The 20,091-nt window shown below is 63.3% G+C and carries 20 protein-coding genes; 10 read left to right on the plus strand and 10 right to left on the minus strand.

What is annotated here, in order from left to right; genetic code table 11:
- The first annotated feature begins 42 nt into the window (after window positions 1–42).
- Window positions 43–1,026 (plus strand): DUF2125 domain-containing protein, encoded by a 984-nt coding sequence (locus KM031_RS14220; protein WP_215506797.1) that lies wholly within the window; start codon window positions 43–45, stop codon window positions 1,024–1,026.
- Here KM031_RS14220 and KM031_RS14225 read toward each other — a convergent pair.
- From KM031_RS14225 to gloB, 3 genes are all read right to left on the minus strand, one after another.
- Complete coding sequence (locus KM031_RS14225; protein WP_215506795.1) at window positions 1,018–1,968, minus strand: M23 family metallopeptidase; 951 nt, start codon at window positions 1,966–1,968, stop codon at window positions 1,018–1,020. The genes KM031_RS14220 and KM031_RS14225 overlap by 9 nt on opposite strands.
- A complete protein-coding gene (gene clpA, locus KM031_RS14230) occupies window positions 1,965–4,283 on the minus strand; it encodes an ATP-dependent Clp protease ATP-binding subunit ClpA (protein ID WP_215506793.1) in 2,319 nt (772 codons plus the stop codon). Before clpA ends, KM031_RS14225 begins: the two co-directional genes overlap by 4 nt.
- A 168-nt stretch (window positions 4,284–4,451) precedes the next feature.
- On the minus strand, window positions 4,452–5,219 hold the full coding sequence (gene gloB / locus KM031_RS14235; protein WP_215506791.1) for a hydroxyacylglutathione hydrolase: 768 nt from the start codon (window positions 5,217–5,219) through the stop codon (window positions 4,452–4,454).
- Between the two features lie 77 nt (window positions 5,220–5,296).
- Here gloB and KM031_RS14240 point away from each other — a divergent pair, with 77 nt between their 5' ends.
- The 7 genes from KM031_RS14240 to KM031_RS14270 all read left to right on the plus strand — a co-directional run bounded on the left by KM031_RS14240 (window position 5,297) and on the right by KM031_RS14270 (window position 11,746).
- Complete coding sequence (locus KM031_RS14240; RefSeq protein ID WP_215506789.1) at window positions 5,297–6,136, plus strand: class I SAM-dependent methyltransferase; 840 nt, start codon at window positions 5,297–5,299, stop codon at window positions 6,134–6,136.
- A 280-nt stretch (window positions 6,137–6,416) separates the two neighbouring features.
- The gene (locus KM031_RS14245) at window positions 6,417–6,977 is read left to right on the plus strand and encodes a F0F1 ATP synthase subunit delta (protein WP_215506787.1); all 561 of its coding nucleotides are present in this window, start codon (window positions 6,417–6,419) and stop codon (window positions 6,975–6,977) included.
- Window positions 6,977–8,515: a F0F1 ATP synthase subunit alpha gene (gene atpA / locus KM031_RS14250; protein WP_215506785.1), complete on the plus strand. Its 1,539-nt coding sequence runs from the start codon at window positions 6,977–6,979 to the stop codon at window positions 8,513–8,515. Before KM031_RS14245 ends, atpA begins: the two co-directional genes overlap by 1 nt.
- 21 nt (window positions 8,516–8,536) lie before the next feature.
- On the plus strand, window positions 8,537–9,421 hold the full coding sequence (locus tag KM031_RS14255; RefSeq protein WP_215506783.1) for a F0F1 ATP synthase subunit gamma: 885 nt from the start codon (window positions 8,537–8,539) through the stop codon (window positions 9,419–9,421).
- 21 nt (window positions 9,422–9,442) lie between these two features.
- Window positions 9,443–10,867 (plus strand): F0F1 ATP synthase subunit beta, encoded by a 1,425-nt coding sequence (gene atpD, locus KM031_RS14260; RefSeq protein ID WP_215506781.1) that lies wholly within the window; start codon window positions 9,443–9,445, stop codon window positions 10,865–10,867.
- A gap of 10 nt (window positions 10,868–10,877) precedes the next feature.
- Complete coding sequence (locus KM031_RS14265; protein ID WP_215506779.1) at window positions 10,878–11,276, plus strand: F0F1 ATP synthase subunit epsilon; 399 nt, start codon at window positions 10,878–10,880, stop codon at window positions 11,274–11,276.
- 119 nt (window positions 11,277–11,395) lie between these two features.
- Complete coding sequence (locus KM031_RS14270; protein WP_215506777.1) at window positions 11,396–11,746, plus strand: H-type lectin domain-containing protein; 351 nt, start codon at window positions 11,396–11,398, stop codon at window positions 11,744–11,746.
- A 38-nt stretch (window positions 11,747–11,784) separates the two neighbouring features.
- Here KM031_RS14270 and KM031_RS14275 read toward each other — a convergent pair whose 3' ends face one another.
- Window positions 11,785–12,804: a ribose-phosphate pyrophosphokinase gene (locus KM031_RS14275; RefSeq protein ID WP_215506775.1), complete on the minus strand. Its 1,020-nt coding sequence runs from the start codon at window positions 12,802–12,804 to the stop codon at window positions 11,785–11,787.
- A gap of 116 nt (window positions 12,805–12,920) precedes the next feature.
- Here KM031_RS14275 and KM031_RS14280 point away from each other — a divergent pair, with 116 nt between their 5' ends.
- Together KM031_RS14280 and KM031_RS14285 are read left to right on the plus strand one after the other, a co-directional pair.
- A complete protein-coding gene (locus tag KM031_RS14280) occupies window positions 12,921–13,517 on the plus strand; it encodes a 2-hydroxychromene-2-carboxylate isomerase (RefSeq protein WP_215506773.1) in 597 nt (198 codons plus the stop codon).
- On the plus strand, window positions 13,517–14,314 hold the full coding sequence (locus tag KM031_RS14285) for an alpha/beta fold hydrolase (protein ID WP_215506772.1): 798 nt from the start codon (window positions 13,517–13,519) through the stop codon (window positions 14,312–14,314). The genes KM031_RS14280 and KM031_RS14285 overlap by 1 nt, the downstream gene beginning before the upstream one ends.
- On the opposite strand, the gene KM031_RS14290 is transcribed toward KM031_RS14285, so the two are convergent.
- From KM031_RS14290 to gatB, 6 genes are all read right to left on the minus strand, one after another.
- The gene (locus KM031_RS14290; RefSeq protein WP_215506770.1) at window positions 14,304–15,332 is read right to left on the minus strand and encodes a threonine aldolase family protein; all 1,029 of its coding nucleotides are present in this window, start codon (window positions 15,330–15,332) and stop codon (window positions 14,304–14,306) included. The two genes, KM031_RS14285 and KM031_RS14290, sit on opposite strands and share 11 nt — an antisense overlap.
- A complete protein-coding gene (locus tag KM031_RS14295) occupies window positions 15,329–15,772 on the minus strand; it encodes a YcgN family cysteine cluster protein (RefSeq protein WP_215506768.1) in 444 nt (147 codons plus the stop codon). The genes KM031_RS14290 and KM031_RS14295 overlap by 4 nt, the downstream gene beginning before the upstream one ends.
- Window positions 15,772–16,695 carry a bifunctional riboflavin kinase/FAD synthetase gene (locus KM031_RS14300; protein ID WP_215506766.1) on the minus strand — a complete coding sequence of 308 codons (924 nt, stop codon included), beginning with the start codon at window positions 16,693–16,695 and terminating at the stop codon, window positions 15,772–15,774. The genes KM031_RS14295 and KM031_RS14300 overlap by 1 nt, the downstream gene beginning before the upstream one ends.
- A 27-nt stretch (window positions 16,696–16,722) precedes the next feature.
- The gene (locus KM031_RS14305) at window positions 16,723–17,166 is read right to left on the minus strand and encodes a MaoC family dehydratase (protein WP_215506765.1); all 444 of its coding nucleotides are present in this window, start codon (window positions 17,164–17,166) and stop codon (window positions 16,723–16,725) included.
- Between the two features lie 118 nt (window positions 17,167–17,284).
- The gene (locus tag KM031_RS14310) at window positions 17,285–18,178 is read right to left on the minus strand and encodes a TIGR01459 family HAD-type hydrolase (protein WP_215506763.1); all 894 of its coding nucleotides are present in this window, start codon (window positions 18,176–18,178) and stop codon (window positions 17,285–17,287) included.
- Between the two features lie 265 nt (window positions 18,179–18,443).
- Window positions 18,444–19,955 (minus strand): Asp-tRNA(Asn)/Glu-tRNA(Gln) amidotransferase subunit GatB, encoded by a 1,512-nt coding sequence (gene gatB / locus KM031_RS14315; protein WP_215506761.1) that lies wholly within the window; start codon window positions 19,953–19,955, stop codon window positions 18,444–18,446.
- Window positions 19,956–20,091 lie beyond the last annotated feature (136 nt).

Here is a 20,091-nt window from a genome sequence, read left to right on the forward strand (position 1 = left end):
GCTCCCTGTAAACTGCCGGTCTGACAAAGCAAAGGGGCAGAGATGCGGGCGCTTCTGGTGGTGGTTCTGGTGTTGGGCGGCCTCTATGGCGGCTATTGGTTCATCGGGGCCCGTGCGGCGGAACAGGGGGCCGAACGGGTGTTCACCGAACTGGCCGCGCGTGGCTATGTGGCCGAACGCGAGGCGCTGTCGGTGGTGGGCTTTCCCAGCCGGTTTGACGTGACCGTGACGGCACCGCGCCTGTCGGATCCGGTGCGCGGCATTGGCTGGCAAGCCCCGTTCGTGCAGGTGTTTAGCCTCAGCTATAAACCCTGGCATCTGATCGCGGCGCTGCCGAATGAGCAGAAGCTGACGCTGCCGGGGCAAGAGATCACCATCGGCTCCACCCGGATGCAGGGCTCTGTCGAGGTCAGCCCGACCCCCAGCCTGCCGTTGAAACGGCTGGATGGCGTGGCCGAAGGCGTCAGCCTGCGGTCGACGGCGGGATGGGCGCTTGCGGCGGCCTCGGCCAATATCGCCGTTCACGCGCAGGAGGCCAATGTGCAGCAGGTTGCACTGCGCCTGCTGGACCTGTTGCCGGATCAGCGGCTGACCGCGCTGCTCTCGGCGCAGACCGCCTTGCCAGAGCGGATCAGCCGCATGGATGTTCTGGCCGATGTCACATTGGCGGGGCCGGTCGCGCTCAGCGGCTCGGTGCTGCCGGGGATGGAGGCGATTGCGCTGCGCGAGGCGCATCTGATCTGGGGGCCGATGACCCTGCGGGCAAGCGGAACCCTTCGGCCCGACGATCTGGGACAGGCCGAAGGCAAGATCGACCTGCGGATCGAGGGCTGGCGCGAAGGTTTTTTGGCGGCGCAGGCGCTGGGGCTGATTCCGCAGCAATTTGCGGTGGCGGCCGAAAACGTGCTGGCGGGGCTTGCCGCGCAATCGGGGGATGCCGCGGTGCTGGAACTGCCGCTGCTGATGCAGAACGGGCGGATGATGCTGGGTCCGGTGCCGCTGGGGGCAGCGCCGTTGCTACGGTAGGGTCATGCGCAGGGTGCCGCGATCCATCTCGCGGTCCTCGCGGCGCAGGATCACCTCGCCCGTATACTCCCCGGCAGGCCAGCGCGCCTGCCGCAACCGCTTGCCCACCGATCTGAACAGTTGCGCCTGCGTGCGTTCCAGCACGATATCCTCGGCAAGCACGGCCCCCTGCGGCCCATGGATCGTCAGCCGCAGCACATCGCCCGCAACCCCGCCATAGAGATAGGCCCAGAGCACAAGGGCCGGCGCATCGGCGGGCAGGGGCGCATCCGGCGGCCCGGCCTTGATCGTGGCGAAATCCGGCAGGTCCGGGCTGAACCCCAGCGCGATCAGCCCACCGGGCTGATAGGGGATACCCTCCTGCCAGAGGCTGTCGCCCACCTGGCCACATGCCGTTCGGCCTTCGGGGGCAAAGGGATCGACGGTTTTTCCATCGCGCCGCAGCGTCACATGCAGATGCGGAAATTCGGTGCGCCCCGACAGGCCCACCTGGCCCAGCACGGTGCCGGGCAGCACGGTCTGACCATTCTGCACGGCAACAGAGCCTTGTTTCAGATGGCAATATTGGGTTTCCCAGCCATCGGCGTGCCGGATCGCCACGCCATTGCCGCAGTCGCGCCCCTCCAGCGGCGGGGCGGCTGGGTCGCTTATCAGAATGTCGGGCATCCCGTCGCGGATGCCGCGCACCTGCCCTGCGGCGGCGGCCAGAACATTGACCCCGGCCTGCATCGCGGCATGCGAGGGCAGGGCGAAATCGGTGCCTTCATGGGTATCGTAGCTGAGCGTGCCGCAGGTGAAATCCTGCGCCCCGGTGCCGGGATCATGGTCCATATATTGCTGGATGAAACAGGTCTCGCCCAAGCGGCAATCAATCGGCAGCGCCAAGTCAAAGGCCCCCGCCGAAGCGGGGGCCAGAAGGCAAACGGTCAGCGCGCGGATCATTCTGCCGTGAGCAGGGGCGGTTTCGAGCCGGTGAGGCGCGGTTTCGCCGGTTCTTCGATGATCAGTTCGATCTGTTCATCCTTCACCACCACGCGCACCACGCCGCCTTTGGTCAGCCGCCCGAACAGCAGTTCTTCGGCCAGCGGCTTCTTGATGTTTTCCTGAATCACGCGGCCCAGCGGACGCGCGCCCATCTTGTCATCATAACCCTTGTCACCCAGCCATTGCGCGGCTTCCGGGCTCAGCTCGATATGGACATTGCGGTCCATCAGCTGCGCTTCCAGTTGCAGCACGAACTTTTCGACCACTTGCAGGATGACCTCTTTGCCCAGCGGCGCGAAAGAGATCACCGCATCCAGCCGGTTGCGGAATTCCGGCGTGAAGGTGCGTTCGATCGCCGCCGTGTCCTCGCCCGTCCGCCGTTCGCGGCCAAAACCGATGGCCGATTTCGACATTTCCGACGCGCCGGCATTCGAGGTCATGATCAGGATCACATTGCGGAAATCAACCTGACGGCCGTTGTGATCGGTCAGCTTGCCATGGTCCATCACCTGCAACAGGATGTTGTAGACATCCGGGTGCGCCTTCTCCATCTCGTCCAGCAGCAGCACGCAATGCGGATGCTGGTCGACGCCATCCGTCAACATGCCGCCCTGATCGAAGCCGACATAGCCCGGAGGCGCACCGATCAGCCGAGAGACGGCGTGTTTCTCCATGTATTCCGACATGTCGAAGCGCAGAAGTTCCACGCCCAAGGTGGAGGCAAGCTGTTTGGCCACTTCGGTTTTGCCGACGCCGGTCGGACCTGCGAACAGATAGTTGCCAATCGGCTTTTCCGGCTCGCGCAGGCCGGCTCGTGCCAGCTTGATCGCGGAAGACAGCGCAACAATCGCCTTGTCCTGACCAAACACCACGCGTTTGAGCGTTTTTTCCAGATCGCGCAGCACTTCGGCATCGTCTTTAGACACTGTTTTCGGCGGGATACGGGCAATCTTGGCGACGACTGCCTCGATTTCCTTGGTGCCCAGCGTCTTGCGGCGTTTGCCTTCGCTGACCAGATGCTGTGCGGCCCCGGCCTCGTCGATCACGTCAATCGCACTATCGGGCAGCTTGCGGTCATGGATATAACGCGCGGCCAGTTCCACGGCGGATTTGATCGCATCCGAGGTATAGCGCAGGTCGTGATGTTCCTCGAAATGCGGCTTGAGGCCCATCAGGATCTTGATGGCATCCGGCACCGAGGGTTCGTTCACGTCGATCTTCTGGAACCGGCGGCTGAGCGCGCGGTCCTTTTCAAAGTGCTGACGGAACTCCTTGTAGGTGGTCGACCCCATGCAGCGCAGTTTGCCGCCCTGAAGCGCGGGCTTCAGCAGGTTGGAGGCATCCATCGCCCCGCCCGAGGTGGCCCCGGCGCCGATCACGGTGTGGATCTCGTCAATGAACAGGATGGCGTCGGGGTGATCTTCCATTTCCTTGACGACGGCTTTTAGCCGCTCTTCAAAGTCGCCGCGATAGCGGGTGCCCGCCAGAAGCGCGCCCATATCCAGCGAATAGATCGTGGCCCCGGCCAGAATCTCGGGTGTCTCGCCCCGGGTGATCTTGAGCGCAAGCCCTTCGGCAATCGCCGTCTTGCCCACGCCCGGATCGCCCACCAGCAGCGGATTGTTCTTGCGGCGGCGGCACAGCACCTGAATGCAGCGCTCCACTTCGGATTCGCGCCCGATCAGCGGATCGACATCGCCCTTGATCGCCTTCACGTTCAGGTCGACGCAATATTTGGACAGCGCGGATTCCTTGGCCTCACCCGCCTCGCCCTTCGGCGTTTCGTGATGTTCCTCGGCCCCCGAAACCGGGCGCGCCTCGCCATAGGACGGATCTTTCGCCACGCCATGCGCAATGAAATTCACCGCGTCATAGCGGGTCATGTCCTGCTCTTGCAGGAAATAGGCGGCATTGCTTTCGCGTTCGGCAAAGATCGCAACCAGTACATTGGCGCCGGTCACTTCGGTCCGGCCAGAGCTTTGCACATGGATCGCCGCGCGCTGGATCACCCGCTGGAAGGCGGCGGTGGGCACGGCTTCGGAGCCTTCGACATCGGTGACGAGCGTGGAAAGATCATCATCGATGAAATCCACCAGCGTCTTGCGCAGGTCATCGAGATCAACCGAGCAGGCCTTCATCACGCGGGCTGCATCGGGTTCGTCGATCAGCGCCAGCAGCAGATGCTCCAGCGTTGCGAGTTCGTGGCGGCGCGCATTGGCAAGGGCCAGAGCGCCATGGATGGCCTGTTCAAGGGTGGTCGAAAATGATGGCACGTTGTGGTGCTCCTGTCCTACAGGTCGGCGGGTGGATGACCCTCTCCAACCTTGGCCTCATAAGATTAAAGTTCGGTTTTATTCGCGCCTCTTCAAGTCCTATTTGCCGCTTTTCGTGCATTGCGACGGGTCCGTTGCAAATTGTGAACAGTCGGGCGCGGTTTGAGGTCAGAAATTGTCCTTTCTTGCGCGAAGTTCGGCAAAAACCGCAGCATCTTGTGCATCGGCCATGCCGATTGCGGCTTTCAGCGCGGGCGTTCCCGCACGCAGAAAGGGGTTGGTAGCCAGTTCTTCGCCCAGCAGCGAGGGCACGGTCGGCAGACCTGCATCGCGGGCACGGGCAATCGCATCAAGCCTCAAGATAAGGGCGGGCGTCATCTCTTCAAGGCTTTGCGCAAAACGTGCGTTGGAGGTGGTGTATTCATGTCCCGAACAGACCTGGGTTTCGGGCGGCAGGGCGGCCAGTTTGCACAGGCTTTGCCACATCTGATCAGGTGTGCCTTCAAACAGGCGGCCACAGCCCATCGCCATCAGGCTGTCGCCGGTGAACACCAGCGCGCTTTGCGGAAAGTAAAAGGCAATGTGGCCGACGGTATGGCCCGGCACGTCGATCACCTGACCCTCCGCTCCGCCGACCCAGAAGCTGTCGCCCTCTGTCAGCGCCAGATCCAGCGGCGGCAGGCGGTGGGCATCGGCGGCGGCGCCGATCACCTTGGCCTCGGTGCCGTCGATCAGATCCGCCACGCCGTCGATGTGATCCCAGTGGTGATGGGTCAGCAGCACATGGGTCAGGGTCCAGTTGCGGGCCTTCAGCGCCGCGCGGATCGGAGCGGCCTCGGGCACATCGACCACGGCAGTCGCCCGGCTGCCAGGATCGTGGATCAGGAAGGCGTAATTGTCCTTCAGGCAGGGCACGGTCACAAGTTCAAGCGGCATGGCGTTTCCTGTCAGCTTCGGTATGGTGTCAATTGCTGGTCTGCCCGCCAGCTTGGCCGCAACCGGACCCGCCTGCAATGCACCTTGATGTTCTGGATCTGCGTAACTTCTATTATCGCACGCAGCTTGGCCGCGTGGCGCAACGTGCCATCCGCGATCAGGTGGTGTCGATGTGGGCACCGCAACCGGGGCAGACGGTGGCTGGCTTCGGCTTTGCCGTGCCCTTGCTGCGCCCCTATCTGCCCGAGGCGCGCCGGGTGATCGGGCTGATGCCCGGCCCGCAGGGCGTGATGCCCTGGCCCGCCGGGCAAGAGAATGTCAGCGTTCTGTGCGAGGAAACCGACTGGCCACTGTCGACCGGCTTTGTCGACCGTCTGGTCCTGATGCACGGGCTGGAAACGTCAGAGCAACCCAGCGCGGTTCTGGCGGAATGTCACCGGGTGCTGGGCCCGGGCGGCAAGGCCCTGTTCATCGTGCCGAACCGTTCCGGCCTCTGGGCGCGGGGCGATGGCACGCCGTTCGGCTTTGGCAGGCCCTATTCGCTGCGGCAGCTGGAGGCGCAGCTCAAGCGCCACGGCTTCACGCCGGAACGTCATGTGGCCGCGCTTTATGCGCCGCCCTCGTCGCAGCGGTTCTGGCTGCGCACCGCGCAATTGTGGGAACGCACCGGCCGCCGCTTTGCTCCCTGGATCGCCGGAGGGGTGCTGATGGTCGAGGCGAGCAAGCAGGTCTATGCGCCGACGCGCGGTGGGCTGGGGGCGGTGGTGCGCCGCCCGCTCCGGGTGTTGGAGGGCGTGGGGCAGGGCGTGCCGGAACCGGCGCTGGGGCGCAGCGGGCCTGCCATCCGTGCGGGGCAGGGCGAGGCGGTGCCGGGGGCCGGTTTTTCCGGCACAGGTGTTGCTGTAACCGTGGTATGACAGCGCGGAGGCAAGGCCGCGCAACGGCCCGGCCTGCCTGAAAACCACTGCGATTCCCGCGCCACGGCCATTGTGGTGATACAAAGTCGCACCAGTCCGACATCTGCGCCTATGTTTGCGCCAAACATGCGGTTTTCGGCCTCTGTTCACGGTTGCGGCATAGGGAAGCGTCTGCTAGAGACGCCTCGAATTTGAGACGCATACACACGTATGCGCCACAGGAAGCCTCTGGCCTGCGCACACCGTGCGGGAGGGGGGCAAAGCCAGCGGAAGGGTTGACGTGTCCGAACCAGCTTCGATCTCCTCCGGCATTGCCGCACGCTACGCAACCGCCCTGTTCGACCTTGCAAAGGAAGATGCGGGCCTCAAGGCGTTGGAGGGGGATGTCGATGCACTTGACGCAGCCCTTACCACCAGCGCCGATCTGCGGGACGTGATTTCTTCGCCGATTTATTCGCGTGAAGATCAGGCCAATGCCATCGCCGCCATCGTCGCCAAGATGGGTCTTTCGGGCCTTGTCGCCAATACTCTGGCGCTGATGGCCTCAAAACGCCGCCTGTTCGTGCTGCCGCAACTGGTGGCCGATCTGCGGGCGCGCATCGCTGCCGAAAAAGGCGAGGTGACTGCGGAAGTGACCGCCGCCACGGCGCTGAGCGCTGCGCAGGCCGACAAACTCGCCGCCGTCATGTCGGCGCGTGTCGGCAAGGACGTGAAAGTGAAAATTGCCGTCGATGAAACGCTCATCGGTGGCCTTGTCGTCAAGCTGGGCTCGACCATGATCGACACCTCGATCAAGTCGAAGCTCGCAGCCCTTCAGAATGCAATGAAAGAGGTCGGATAATGGGTATCCAAGCTGCTGAGATCTCTGCGATCCTCAAAGAGCAGATCAAGAACTTCGGCAAAGACGCTGCCGTGGCCGAAGTTGGCCGCGTGCTGTCGGTTGGTGACGGGATTGCGCGCGTTCACGGGCTGGACAATGTCCAGGCCGGTGAAATGGTGGAATTCCCCGGTGGCATCCGCGGCATGGCGCTGAACCTCGAAGTCGACAACGTCGGTATCGTGATCTTCGGCTCGGACCAGGACATCAAGGAAGGTGACGTTGTCAAACGCACCAAGTCCATCGTGGACGTGCCCGCCGGCGACGCCCTGCTGGGCCGCGTTGTGGACGGTCTGGGCAACCCGATCGACGGCAAGGGCCCGATCGCCTCGACCGAGCGCCGCATCGCCGACGTGAAAGCCCCCGGCATCATCCCTCGCAAATCGGTGCATGAGCCGATGGCAACTGGCCTCAAGGCTGTGGACGCCATGATCCCGGTTGGTCGTGGCCAGCGCGAACTGATCATCGGTGACCGTCAGACCGGCAAGACCGCCGTGGCGCTGGACACCATTCTGAACCAGAAGTCCTACAACGAGGCTGCCGGTTCGGACGAAAGCAAGAAGCTTTACTGCATCTATGTCGCCATCGGGCAGAAGCGCTCGACCGTGGCACAGCTGGTGAAGAAGCTGGAAGAGACCGGCGCGATTGACTACACGATCGTGGTGGCTGCAACCGCATCCGACCCGGCCCCCATGCAGTTCCTGGCCCCCTATGCCGCGACCGCCATGGCAGAATTCTTCCGCGACAACGGCCGTCACGCCCTGATCATCTATGATGACCTGTCGAAACAGGCTGTGGCTTACCGTCAGATGTCGCTGCTGTTGCGCCGTCCGCCGGGGCGTGAAGCCTATCCGGGCGACGTGTTCTACCTCCACTCCCGCCTGCTGGAGCGTTCGGCCAAGCTGAACGAAGATTTCGGCGCCGGTTCGCTGACCGCGCTGCCGATCATCGAAACCCAGGGTGGCGACGTGTCGGCGTTTATTCCGACCAACGTGATCTCGATCACCGATGGCCAGATCTTCCTGGAAACCGAACTGTTCTACCAGGGCATCCGCCCGGCTGTGAACACCGGTCTGTCGGTGTCGCGCGTGGGCTCCTCGGCCCAGACCAACTCGATGAAGACCGTGGCTGGCCCGGTGAAACTGTCGCTCGCGCAATACCGCGAGATGGCCGCTTTCGCCCAGTTCGGTTCGGACCTCGATGCTTCGACCCAGGCGCTGCTGAACCGTGGCGCGCGCCTGACCGAGCTGATGAAGCAACCGCAGTATTCGCCGCTGACCAACGCAGAAATCGTCTGCGTGATCTATGCGGGCACCGCCGGTTTCCTCGACAAGATCGCCGTGAAGGATGTGGGCCGCTTTGAAGCCGGTCTGCTGTCCTTCCTGCGCGGTCCGCGCAAGGACATCCTCGAGTGGCTGACTTCGACCGACCCGAAAATCAAGGGTGCCGACGAGCAGAAGTTGAAAGACGCGATCGCCGATTTCGCCAAGACCTTCGCTTGAGCGGCCTGAAAGGACAGGGATATGCCCAGCCTTAAGGACCTTAAAAACCGGATCGGAAGCGTCAAGAACACGCGGAAGATCACGAAGGCCATGCAAATGGTGGCGGCGGCAAAATTGCGCCGCGCGCAAGAGGCTGCCGAGGCTGCCCGCCCTTACGCGGATCGCATGAATGCGGTCATCGCGGGGCTGGCGGCGTCGGTCGGCGGTTCGGATGGCGCGCCCCGGCTTCTGGCCGGGACGGGTGCCGACAAGGTGCATCTGCTGGTCGTCATGACCTCGGAGCGGGGCCTGTGCGGCGGCTTCAACACGACCATCGTGCGGCTTGCCCGCGCGAAGGCCAACGAGTTGCTGGCCGCTGGCAAGACCGTCAAGATCCTGACGGTCGGCAAGAAGGGCCGAGAACAGCTGCGCCGTGACCTTGGCGATTATTTCGTCGGTCACGTCGACATGGCGGAAGTGAAGCGTGTGGGCTATGCCAACGCGCAGGAAGTCGCCCGCGAAATTTTCAACCGCTACGATGCGGGTGAATTTGACGTGGCAACGATCTTCTTCAACCGCTTCCAGTCGGTCATCAGCCAGATCCCGACCGCGCAGCAGATCATTCCGGCCCAGCCTGTGAAGGTTGGCGCAGGGGAAGCTGCCGGGGCGTCCATGCTTTATGACTACGAGCCCAGCGAAGAGGCCATTCTGGCCGACCTGCTGCCGCGTGGTGTGGCGACGCAGATCTTTACGGCATTGCTGGAAAACGGGGCGTCTGAACAGGGTGCCCGGATGAGCGCGATGGACAACGCGACCCGTAACGCGGGTGACATGATCAACAAGCTGACGATCAAGTACAACCGGAGCCGTCAGGCCGCGATCACCAAAGAGCTTATCGAAATCATCTCGGGCGCCGAGGCGCTCTGACGACCCGAACGGAGAAACGACATGGCACAAGCAAAAGGCAAAGTGACGCAAGTCATCGGCGCCGTTGTTGACGTCCAGTTCGACGGCGCTCTGCCGGCGATCCTGAACGCCATCATCACCGACAACAATGGCAAGCCGCTGGTTCTGGAAGTGGCACAGCATCTTGGCGAAAGCACCGTGCGTGCGGTCGCCATGGACGCAACCGAAGGTCTGGTGCGCGGCGCACCCGTGACCGACACCGGGGCTCCGATCTCGGTTCCGGTCGGCACCGCGACCCTGGGCCGCATCCTGAACGTCATCGGCGAGCCGGTGGACGAAAAAGGCCCGGTCAACGCGACCACCACCCGCTCCATCCACCAGCCCGCTCCGGCCTTCTCGGAACAGGCTACCGAAAGCCAGATCCTGGTGACCGGCATCAAGGTCATCGACCTGCTGGCCCCCTATACCAAGGGCGGCAAGATCGGCCTGTTCGGCGGCGCCGGCGTGGGCAAGACGGTTCTCATCATGGAACTGATCAACAACATCGCCAAAGTGCACTCGGGCGTGTCGGTGTTCGCCGGCGTGGGCGAGCGGACCCGTGAGGGCAACGACCTCTATCACGAGATGATCGAGTCGGGCGTTATCGACCTGGAAGACCTGTCCAAGTCGAAAATCGCACTGGTCTACGGTCAGATGAACGAGCCTCCGGGGGCACGTATGCGGATCGCTCTGTCGGGTCTGACCCTGGCAGAACAGTTCCGTGACGAGACCGGCGCAGACGTGCTGTTCTTCGTGGACAACATCTTCCGCTTTACCCAGGCCGGTTCGGAAGTGTCGGCTCTGCTGGGCCGTATTCCTTCTGCCGTGGGCTACCAGCCGACGCTGGCGACCGACATGGGCGCGATGCAGGAACGCATCACCTCGACCAAGAACGGCTCGATCACCTCGGTGCAAGCGGTCTACGTTCCGGCCGACGACCTTACCGACCCGGCACCTGCAACCTCGTTTGCCCACCTTGACGCCACGACCGTTCTGGACCGTGCCATCTCGGAAAAAGGCATCTACCCGGCTGTGGACCCGCTCGGCTCGACCTCGCGCCTGCTCGATCCGCTGATCATCGGCGAAGAGCATTACAAGGTCGCAACCGACGTGCAGAAAGTGCTGCAACGCTACAAGTCGCTGCAAGACATCATCGCCATCCTCGGGATGGACGAACTGTCGGAAGACGACAAACTGGCCGTGGCCCGCGCCCGCAAGATCGAGCGTTTCCTGTCGCAGCCCTTCGACGTGGCAAAAGTGTTCACCGGCTCGGACGGTGTGCAGGTTCCGCTGGAAAAAACCATTGCCTCGTTCAAGGCCGTGGTTGCCGGTGAATATGACCACCTGCCGGAAGCCGCCTTCTACATGGTTGGCGACATCGACGAAGTGAAAGCCAAGGCTGCCAAACTCGCTGCGGCTGCGGCGTAAGGGGGCATAGATGGCCAACACCCTGCAATTCGACCTCGTGTCGCCCGAGCGGAAGCTTGCTTCCGTTCAGGCCACCGAGGTGCAGATTCCGGGGGCTGACGGCGACCTGACGGCGATGGAGGGGCATGCCCCCACCATCACCACTCTGCGTCCCGGCATCCTCAAGGCGGTGTCTGCGGCCGGAACCAAGGCCTATGCCGTGACCGGCGGCTTTGCGGAAATCACCGCGTCGAGCGTGTCGGTCCTGGCCGAGCGCGCGATCCCGGTTGAAGAGCTGACGCCTGCCATTCTGGATGAGCTGGTGGCCGATGCCCGCGCTCAGGCCGCAGCGGCCCCGGCAGATCAGCGCGATGCGGCGGAAAAGATGGTGAATGACTATATCGCCATCCGTGGTGCCACCGCGCGCTGAATTCGGTTCACGCCGATGATTTGGAAAGGCCCCGAAGCTTTCGGGGCCTTTTTCATTGTGTTACCAAACTTTAGCCCGGATTCGGTGCGATCCCCACTTCGGGGGAGGAGACAGACGCCATGAAACGCATCAGCACCAGTTCCTTCGGTGTCCTGCAAGGCAGCCGTGTGCTGTTTTCGGATTTTGCCGATGGCGGCGTGATGTGGACAGGGCAGGGGCCGCGCGAAAGCCGCCATATCGTCCACTTCAAGGAAGCGTTTCTGGAAGTGCCTGCGGTGATGGTGGGGATTTCCATGTGGGACATGGACCAGAAAACCAATTCCCGCGCCGATATCAGCGCCGAGAATGTGACGACCGAGGGATTTCATCTGGTGTTCCGCACCTGGGGCGATACGCGCGTGGCGCGCGTCCGGGCGGATTGGACGGCGATTGGCCCGGTCAAAAGCGAGGATGACTGGGATCTGTACTGACCGCAGGCGGGCAGGCCCCGCCCACGGCCAAAGGCAGGTCAGTCGAGCTTGTACATGCCTTCATAGATCGGTACGAGAGTTTCCGTTTCAAACAGCGACGAGACCGAGGTGCCGTGCCAGATGTTCAGGATGGCTTGTGCGAACATGGGCGCGGTCGGCACGATACGGATATTCGGGCAGGCCTTCACCGCTTCGGTCGGTTCGATGGAATCGGTGATCACCAGCGATTTCATCACCGATTTCGACACACGCTCCACCGCCGGGCCGGACAGCACGCCATGGGTGATATAGCTGTGCACTTCGGTTGCGCCATTTTCCATCAGCACTTCGGCGGCTTTGCACAGGGTGCCTGCGGTATCGCAGATGTCATCGACGATGATGCATCGTTTGCCTTCGACATTGCCGATCACCGTCATTTCGGCCACTTCCCCGGCCTTTTCGCGGCGTTTGTCGACGATGGCCAAAGGTGCGTTGATGCGCTTGGCAAGCTCGCGCGCGCGGGCCACGCCGCCCACGTCGGGCGAGACGACCATCAGGTCTTCCATCTTGCCCTTGAAGTGATGTTCGATATCCAGCGCAAACACCGGGCTGGCATAGAGGTTGTCCACCGGAATGTCGAAGAAGCCCTGGATCTGTGCGGCGTGCAGATCGAGCGTCAGCACGCGGTCGATGCCGGCCTCGGTGATCAGGTTCGCCACCAGCTTGGCACTGATCGGCGTGCGGGCCTTGGCGCGGCGGTCCTGGCGGGCATAGCCGAAATAGGGGATCACGGCGGTGATACGGTCGGCGCTGGAGCGGCGCAGCGCATCGGCAATGATCAAGAGTTCCATCAGGTTGTCATTGGCCGGGTTCGAAGTGGGTTGGATGATATACATATCCTCGCCCCGGACGTTTTCGTAGACTTCGACGAAGATCTCCTGATCATTGAATCGCTCCACCCGGGCATCGACCAATCCGACCGACATGCCCCGGTGCATCGACATGCGTCGCGCGATGGTTTTTGCGAGGCTGAGGTTCGCATTGCCGGAGATCAGCTTCGGCTCTGTCATGGCTGCCATGGGTCTGGTCCTGTAACTGGGGGCCGGCCAAGGGATTCGCAGCCGGTCGGGGGCGTTGACACCGCTTATCACCGGGCTAGGGTCTGCGCAAACCGCGTGCAGCACAGGAATGTCAAATGGCCCATATCGACTACTTTTTCGCCACGGTCTCGCCCTTCGTTTATCTGGCGGGGCAGCGGCTGGAGGCGGTGGCCGCCAAACACGGGGCCTCGATCCATTACAAGCCGCTGGATCCGGCGGCGCTGTTTGCCCGCACCGGCGGCGTGACGCTGGCGCAGCGCCATGACAGCCGCAAGGCCTATCGCCTGCAGGAATTGCGGCGGCAATCTGCGAAACTGGGCCTGCCGATCAACCTGCAACCGCAGTTCTGGCCGGTGAACCCCGCGCCTTCGGGTTATGCGATCATCGCGGCACAGGCGGCGGGCGGCGGTGATGTTGGGGCGCTGGCACATGGTCTGGCGCGGGCCTGCTGGGCCGAGAACCGCAATATCGCCGAGGATGAGGTGATCCGCGAAGAACTGGTCAAGGCGGGATTTGCCGCCAATGTCGCGGATCGCGGCATGTTGAGCGCGGCCGAAACCTATGCGGTCAATCTGGAAGAGGCGGTGTCGCGCGGGGCCTTTGGCGTGCCGTTCTACATGGTGGGCGACGAATGTTTTTGGGGGCAGGATCACATCGAGGATCTTGATCTCTATCTGGCAGGGCGCGCCTGATGGCCGAGGCGGTGCTGGGAGGCCATCGCAGCAGCTATCGCCATTGGGGGCAGGGGCCAAGGCAGATGCTGGCGCTGCATTGCTCGCTGGCCCATGCGGGGGCCTGGGCGGGGCTCGCGGCGCAGTTGCCGGGTGGCATCAGCCTGACCGCGCCGGATCTGCCTGGGCATGGGCGCAGCGAACCTTGGCTGGGCACCGAAGATCTGCACAGCGTGGCCACGCGCATGGCAACCGCGCTGGCCGATCAGATCGGCGGCCCGCTGGATCTGCTCGGCCACAGTTTCGGCGCCACCATTGCGCTGCGGCTGGCGCTGGAGCGCCCCGATCTGGTGCAGCGGTTGATCCTGATCGAACCTGTGCTGTTTGCCGCGGCACAGGCGGTCAACGCGCCCGAATTTCTGGCCTTTGCTGCCGAATATCAGGCAGTTGATGCGGCGATGGAAGATCACCCCGAACAGGCCGCAGCGCTGTTTCATGGGCGCTGGGGTGTCGGGGCCTTTGCCGCGCTACCCGAGGCGCAGCGGGCCTATATGACCGCGCGGATGCCGCTGGTGCGGGCGCAGAATCCGGTGCTGTTGCAGGATGTGGCGCAGATGCTGGCCCCGGGGCGGCTGGAGGCGCTGACCCGGCCCACGCTGCTGATCGAAGGGGGAGACAGCCCGCCGGTCATCGCGGCGATCCATCGCGCCTTGGCGGATCGTTTGCCGATGGCGCGGCGGCATGTTGTGGCAGGGGCGGGGCATATGCTGCCGATCACCCATCCGGCAGAGGTGGCGCGGGTGATCCTCAGCCTGTGAACAGGGACAGAAAGGCATCAACCTCGGCAGGGCTGGTGCACCAGCTGGTGACCAGCCGCGCGCCTTCTTGGCCCTCGGGCGCAGGCATGTCATAAAACATCGCCCCCGCCGCGCGCAGCCGTGTCGAGGTGCCGAGGTGCCATTGCGGGAACAGGATATTGCCCTGCACGGGATGCGCCATGGTCACACCAGCGGCCTGCAACCCCTGTGCCAGCCGGGCCGCCATGGCATTGGCCTGCGAGGCCCAGTGCAGCCACCGCTCATCCGTCAGCATGGCCGCCATCTGTGCGGCAAGGTAGCGTGATTTCGATACCAGATGCCCGGCGCGTTTGCGGCGTAGTTCGAACTCCCATGCCTTTTCGGGGTGAAAGAACACCACCGCCTCGACCCCCAGCAGGCCGTTCTTGGTGCCACCAAAGGACAGCACGTCAATGCCCGCGCGCCACGTCAGATCGGCAGGAGCCGCTCCGGTCGCGATCAGGGCATTGGCAAAGCGCGCGCCATCCAGATGGCAGGGCAGCCCCTGCGCACGGGCCAGCGCGGTCAGCGCCGCCGTTTCGGTAGCAGTATAGACGGTGCCCGCCTCGGTCACATTGGTCAGGGACAACATGCCGCGCTGCACGCCATGCACGCCGCCCGTGCCGGTTCTGGCCAGCGCCTGCGCCAGCGCGTCGGGCTGCATCTTGCCGTGCGCCCCCGGCACCAGAACCAGTTTGGCGCCATGGCTGAAAAACTCGGGCGCGCCACATTCGTCTTCAGCGATATGGGCATGGGTGTGGCAGAACACCGCCGACCATGGCGCGCAAAAGCTGGCGAGAGCCAGCGCATTGGCCGCCGTGCCGGTGGGCACCAGATGCACGATGGCCTCTGGGGCGGCAAAGATCCTGCGGATGCGGTCTTGCACCTCGGCCGTCAGATCATCCGCACCATAAGAACGCGCATAACCCGCATTGGCCCGCAGCAGGGCCTCCATGACTTCGGGCGGGGCGGGGGCGGCGTTGTCAGAGGTGAAGATCATGGCGTCTCGTCGATGATGTAATCTTCCCAATCCTCTTCGTTCACCTCGAATTCCGGCACGGTCCAGCCGCGCACCGAAGCGCCTGCCTCATGCACGGAATTGGGGTCGCCCGTGCGCAGCGGGTGCCAGTCGGGAATGGGTTTGCCTTCATAAAGCAGCCGGTAGGCGCAGGTGCGCGGCATCCAATAGGCGATTTTCGGCAGGGTGGCCGGGGTCAGCTGCACACAATCCGGCACGAATTGCTTGCGGATCGGATATTGTGTGCACCGGCAGGTTTCACCATCGAGCAAGCGGCAAGCCACCTTGGTAAAGGCCACTTCGCCGGTATCCTCGAACTCGATCTTGTTGAGGCAGCATTTGCCGCAGCCGTCGCACAGCGCCTCCCATTCTTCGGGAGTCATCTTCTTCAGCGGCACGGTTTCCCAGAAACGCGCCCGCATCACGCCGCCGCCAGAACGGCGCGGGCGCGGCTGCAATCACTGTCCATCTGCGCAATCAACGCAGGCAGGCCATCAAACTTCAGTTCGGGGCGCAGATAATCGACCAGCGCGACCGATAGGTGCTGGCCGTAAAGATCGCCCTTGAAATCAAAGAGATAGGTTTCAAGGTTGGGGGTGTTTTCGCCAAACATCGGCCGCACGCCCAGACTGGCCGCGCCGCCATAGCTGCCGGTATCTGGCCCGGTCAGCACATCGACCTTGACGGCGTAGACACCAAGCCGGGGCAGATGCAGCCCGGCCACTGACATATTTGCAGTGGGAAAGCCCAACTCGCGCCCGCGTTTTTCGCCATGGATCACCTCACCCTCGATCCGGTGCAAATGGCCCAGCATGGTCGCGGCATCGCGCGGGCGGCCTTCGGACAGCGCATTGCGGATGGCGGTGGACGAAATCTCCTTGCCGCCCGCCCGCATCAGCGGCGCAATGGTCACGCCAAAGCCGTAGCGGGTGCCAAGCTGTTGCAGATCGTCAATCGTGCCCTTGCGGCCCTTGCCGAAACAGAAATCCGACCCGACGGTGACATGCGCGATGCCAAGCCCCTCGGCCAGAACCTGCTGCGCGAATTCATCCGGCGACAGCGAGGCCATCTCAACGCCGAAAGGCAGCTCGAACAGGGTCTGCACCCCCAGCTTGGCCAGCCGGTTGGCGCGGGCTTCGGCATTCATCAACCGGAAGGGCGGGGCATCGGGGGCAAAAAACTCGCGGGGATGCGGCTCAAAGGTCAGAACACCCAGCGGGCCCTGAGCCGCCGCCACCTCGATCACCGAGCGGTGGCCCAGATGCACACCGTCAAAATTGCCCATGGCAACCGATGCACCGCGGTCTTTGGGATCAAGTCCTTGCCAGTGCTTGATAATCTTCATAAGGCCCCGTGGTGAGGGCATCGGCCCTCAGTCGAACTTGCGGCTTGGCGCCAGAACCAGCGCCTCCCCCTTCAGAACAACGGTATTACCCACTGCGCAATGGGTTTCAAGGGTGACACGGCGTTTGGCATGGTCGATCGCGGTCACTTTGACCTCGGCATACACGGTATCGCCGGGGCGCACGGGGGCCATGAATTTCAGGCTCTGGCCCAGATAAACCGTGCCATGGCCGGGAAGCTGTTCGCCGATCACCGCCGAAATCAGGCCCGCCGTCAGCATCCCATGGGCGATGCGGCCCTGAAAGATCGTGTCCTGCGCATAGGCCTCATCCAGATGCACCGGGTTCCGATCCGTCGAGACCTCGGCAAACAGCTCGATATCCCGGTCGGTGACGGTTTTGCGCAAATGGCGGATCATGCCGATTTCGATGTCTTCGATACAGATCGTGCCTCGGGGCATATTGTCGAGCATCCTGCGAATCCTCCGGGTTACTGCGCTGCAACGTAGCAGATGCTGCGATGCAGCGCAATCGGTCGGGTAATTTTTGGACGCCTGTGTGACGAAGGTCGCAATAAAGTTGCGGAGAGGATCAGCGCAGATGGCCCATCGCATAGCTGGGTGACAGCTGTTCCTGCGCCAGCCAACGGTCCAGCAAGGCCGGATCGGGGGCGGCGGCATCCGGGCCGAACTGCTTGGCCTCGATGCCGCCGGTGATGAACAGCGTGTCGATGCCTTCGCTGATGCCGCCCATCACATCGGTGCGCGGGCCATCGCCGATGCACAGGATCTCGTCATTGGGGATCGAGCCGACGGTTTCGGCCAGCTTGCGGCGGGCCAGATCATAGATCGGCGGGTGGGGCTTGCCGAAATACAGGCTTTCCCCGCCCATGGCATCATAGGCCTGCGCCAGCGCGCCTGCGCAATAGATGCGCTTTTCGCCCATATCGACCACAATATCCGGGTTGGCACAGAGCAGTTTCAGGCCCTTGGTCTTGGCATAAAGAAGGGTCGCGCGGTAATCCTCGGGCGTGTCGATGGCATCATCGAAGGGGCCGGTGCAGACGATGCCCTCGGCCTGATCCAGCGGCACCCGCTCCACCGGCGGATGCTGTTTGGCAAGCGCCAGCAAATCGGGCGGCAGATCGGTAAAGAAGGCCAGATCCTTTTCGGGGCCGATGTGATGCACCTTGAAGCCCACGGCACCGGTGACCAGCGCATATTGCGCCGCATCGCCGGACGAGACGATCATGTCATAACAGTCGCGCGGCGCGCCGATCAGCTCCAGCTGTGCGGCCACGCTGCCAAAGGGGCGGGGTGCGTTGGTCATCAGCACAACGGTGCCACCCGCGGCGCGAAACTGCTGCAAGGCGGTCACTGCTGTGGGGAAGGGGGTCTGGCCATTGTGCAGGCAGCCCCAGAGATCACAGAACACTGCGCGGTAATTGCGCGAAATCTCGGACAGGGCAGGGATCAGCGTGGTCATGGGCGGGCCTTTCAGAAGCGCGGCATCTTGGGGTCTTGTGCTGCTGTGCATATGGCATCCGCCCCGGTGCAAAGCAAATGCCGGATGGCGCGAACGGGTTCCGCCGACACGTCTGTGACGCCCGCGCGCCCGATGCAGCGCATGTCAGGCGACCTGCCGGAATGGGCCGCGCGCATGTCCTGCACAGCCGACGATTCCCCCAAGCCCCCCGAATCACAAGGGGCGCCCCGGTCGGAGCGCCCCCTGCCAGCCTGTCAGCCCCCGGTCAGAGGCCGAGCTTCTGGGCCACCATCGCATTGACCACCGCTGGGTCGGCCTTGCCACCAGTGGCTTTCAACACCTGCCCGGTGAACCAGCCCGCCAGCTTGGCATTGACCTTGGCCTTTTCAACCTGCGCCGGATTGTCGGCAATCAGCGCATCCAGCGCCGCTTCGATCGCGCCGGTATCGGTCACGGCTTTCATGCCGCGCGCCGCTGCCACTTCGGCCGGATCGCCGCCTTCGGACCACAGGATTTCGAACAGCTCCTTGGCCATTTTTCCGGTGATCTCGCCCTTGCCCAGCAGATCCAGCATACCGCCCAGTTGCGCCACCGAAACCGGACTGTCGGTGATCGACTTGCCCTCTTTGTTCAGCCGCCCGAACAGTTCGTTGATCACCCAGTTCGCGGCAATCTTGCCATCGCGGCCCTGCGCCACCGCCTCGAAAAACGCAGCACTTTCCAGATCGGCGGTCAGCACATTGGCATCATAATCGGTCAGGCCGAAATCGCCCATGAAGCGGGCTTTCTTGGCATCCGGCAGTTCCGGCATCGCGGCGGCGATGTCATCCACCCAGGCCTGATCCAGCTCCAGCGGCAGCAGGTCGGGGCAGGGGAAATAGCGGTAGTCATGCGCCTCTTCCTTGCTGCGCATCGACCGGGTTTCGTTGCGGTCCGGGTCATAGAGGCGGGTTTCCTGCACCACCTCGCCGCCATCCTCCAGAATGGCGATCTGGCGGCGGGCCTCGTAATCAATTGCCATCTGGATGAAGCGCATGGAGTTCATGTTCTTCAGTTCGCACCGCGTGCCAAGATGGCTAAAGTCCTGCGTTTCCTGATATTTTTCATACTGACCGGGGCGGCAGACCGACACGTTCACATCGGCGCGCAGGTTGCCGTTCTGCATGTTGCCATCACAGGTGCCCAGATACCGCAGGATCTGGCGCAGCTTGACGACATAGGCCGCAGCCTCTTCCGGGCCGCGAATGTCGGGGCGGCTGACGATCTCCATCAGGGCCACGCCGGTGCGGTTGAAATCGACGAAGCTCATCGTCGGATCCATGTCATGGATCGACTTGCCCGCGTCCTGTTCCAGGTGGATCCGCTCGATCCGCACCAGACGGCCCACGCCCGGCGCCAGTTCCACCATCACCTCGCCTTCGCCCACGATGGGGTGATAAAGCTGGCTGATCTGATAGCCCTGCGGCAGGTCGGGATAGAAGTAGTTCTTGCGGTCGAAGGCCGAGAACAGATTGATCTGCGCCTTGAGCCCGAGGCCGGTGCGCACCGCCTGTTCCACGCAGTAGTCATTGATGACCGGCAGCATGCCCGGCATGGCGCAATCGACGAAACTGACATTGCTGTTCGGCTCTGCGCCGACCTGGGTCGAGGCCCCGGAAAACAGCTTGGCATTGGACGAGACCTGCGCATGGATTTCCATGCCGATCACCAGTTCCCAATCATGTTTGGCCCCGGCGATCACCTTGGGTTTCGGGGCGGTGTAAGTCAGGTCGAGCATCGGTTTCCCCCGGTAAAATTGGGCGTATTCTGCGCCCCTTCATAGGCAGAGCCGCCCCGCCCGGCAAGCCGCGACGGGCGGATTTTCGCGCATCCGGAATCGTGACGCTTGCCTCAAACGCCTGTGGCAAGGCACA

It is taken from the genome of Gemmobacter fulvus (assembly GCF_018798885.1).
Taxonomy (GTDB): Bacteria; Pseudomonadota; Alphaproteobacteria; order Rhodobacterales; family Rhodobacteraceae; genus Gemmobacter; species Gemmobacter fulvus.

Bases quoted from the DNA above. Each gene is read 5' to 3' on its own strand.
- KM031_RS14305 (WP_215506765.1), bottom strand. From the start codon at position 17,166: ATGCTCGACAATATGCCCCGAGGCACGATCTGTATCGAAGACATCGAA.
- atpD (WP_215506781.1), top strand. From the start codon at position 9,443: ATGGCACAAGCAAAAGGCAAAGTGACGCAAGTCATCGGCGCCGTTGTT.
- KM031_RS14255 (WP_215506783.1), top strand. From the start codon at position 8,537: ATGCCCAGCCTTAAGGACCTTAAAAACCGGATCGGAAGCGTCAAGAAC.
- KM031_RS14220 (WP_215506797.1), top strand. From the start codon at position 43: ATGCGGGCGCTTCTGGTGGTGGTTCTGGTGTTGGGCGGCCTCTATGGC.
- KM031_RS14270 (WP_215506777.1), top strand. From the start codon at position 11,396: ATGAAACGCATCAGCACCAGTTCCTTCGGTGTCCTGCAAGGCAGCCGT.
- KM031_RS14275 (WP_215506775.1), bottom strand. From the start codon at position 12,804: ATGGCAGCCATGACAGAGCCGAAGCTGATCTCCGGCAATGCGAACCTC.
- KM031_RS14290 (WP_215506770.1), bottom strand. From the start codon at position 15,332: ATGATCTTCACCTCTGACAACGCCGCCCCCGCCCCGCCCGAAGTCATG.
- KM031_RS14265 (WP_215506779.1), top strand. From the start codon at position 10,878: ATGGCCAACACCCTGCAATTCGACCTCGTGTCGCCCGAGCGGAAGCTT.
- KM031_RS14300 (WP_215506766.1), bottom strand. From the start codon at position 16,695: ATGAAGATTATCAAGCACTGGCAAGGACTTGATCCCAAAGACCGCGGT.
- KM031_RS14285 (WP_215506772.1), top strand. From the start codon at position 13,517: ATGGCCGAGGCGGTGCTGGGAGGCCATCGCAGCAGCTATCGCCATTGG.
- KM031_RS14280 (WP_215506773.1), top strand. From the start codon at position 12,921: ATGGCCCATATCGACTACTTTTTCGCCACGGTCTCGCCCTTCGTTTAT.
- KM031_RS14240 (WP_215506789.1), top strand. From the start codon at position 5,297: ATGCACCTTGATGTTCTGGATCTGCGTAACTTCTATTATCGCACGCAG.
- KM031_RS14295 (WP_215506768.1), bottom strand. From the start codon at position 15,772: ATGCGGGCGCGTTTCTGGGAAACCGTGCCGCTGAAGAAGATGACTCCC.
- KM031_RS14310 (WP_215506763.1), bottom strand. From the start codon at position 18,178: ATGACCACGCTGATCCCTGCCCTGTCCGAGATTTCGCGCAATTACCGC.
- gloB (WP_215506791.1), bottom strand. From the start codon at position 5,219: ATGCCGCTTGAACTTGTGACCGTGCCCTGCCTGAAGGACAATTACGCC.
- gatB (WP_215506761.1), bottom strand. From the start codon at position 19,955: ATGCTCGACCTGACTTACACCGCCCCGAAACCCAAGGTGATCGCCGGG.
- atpA (WP_215506785.1), top strand. From the start codon at position 6,977: ATGGGTATCCAAGCTGCTGAGATCTCTGCGATCCTCAAAGAGCAGATC.
- KM031_RS14225 (WP_215506795.1), bottom strand. From the start codon at position 1,968: ATGATCCGCGCGCTGACCGTTTGCCTTCTGGCCCCCGCTTCGGCGGGG.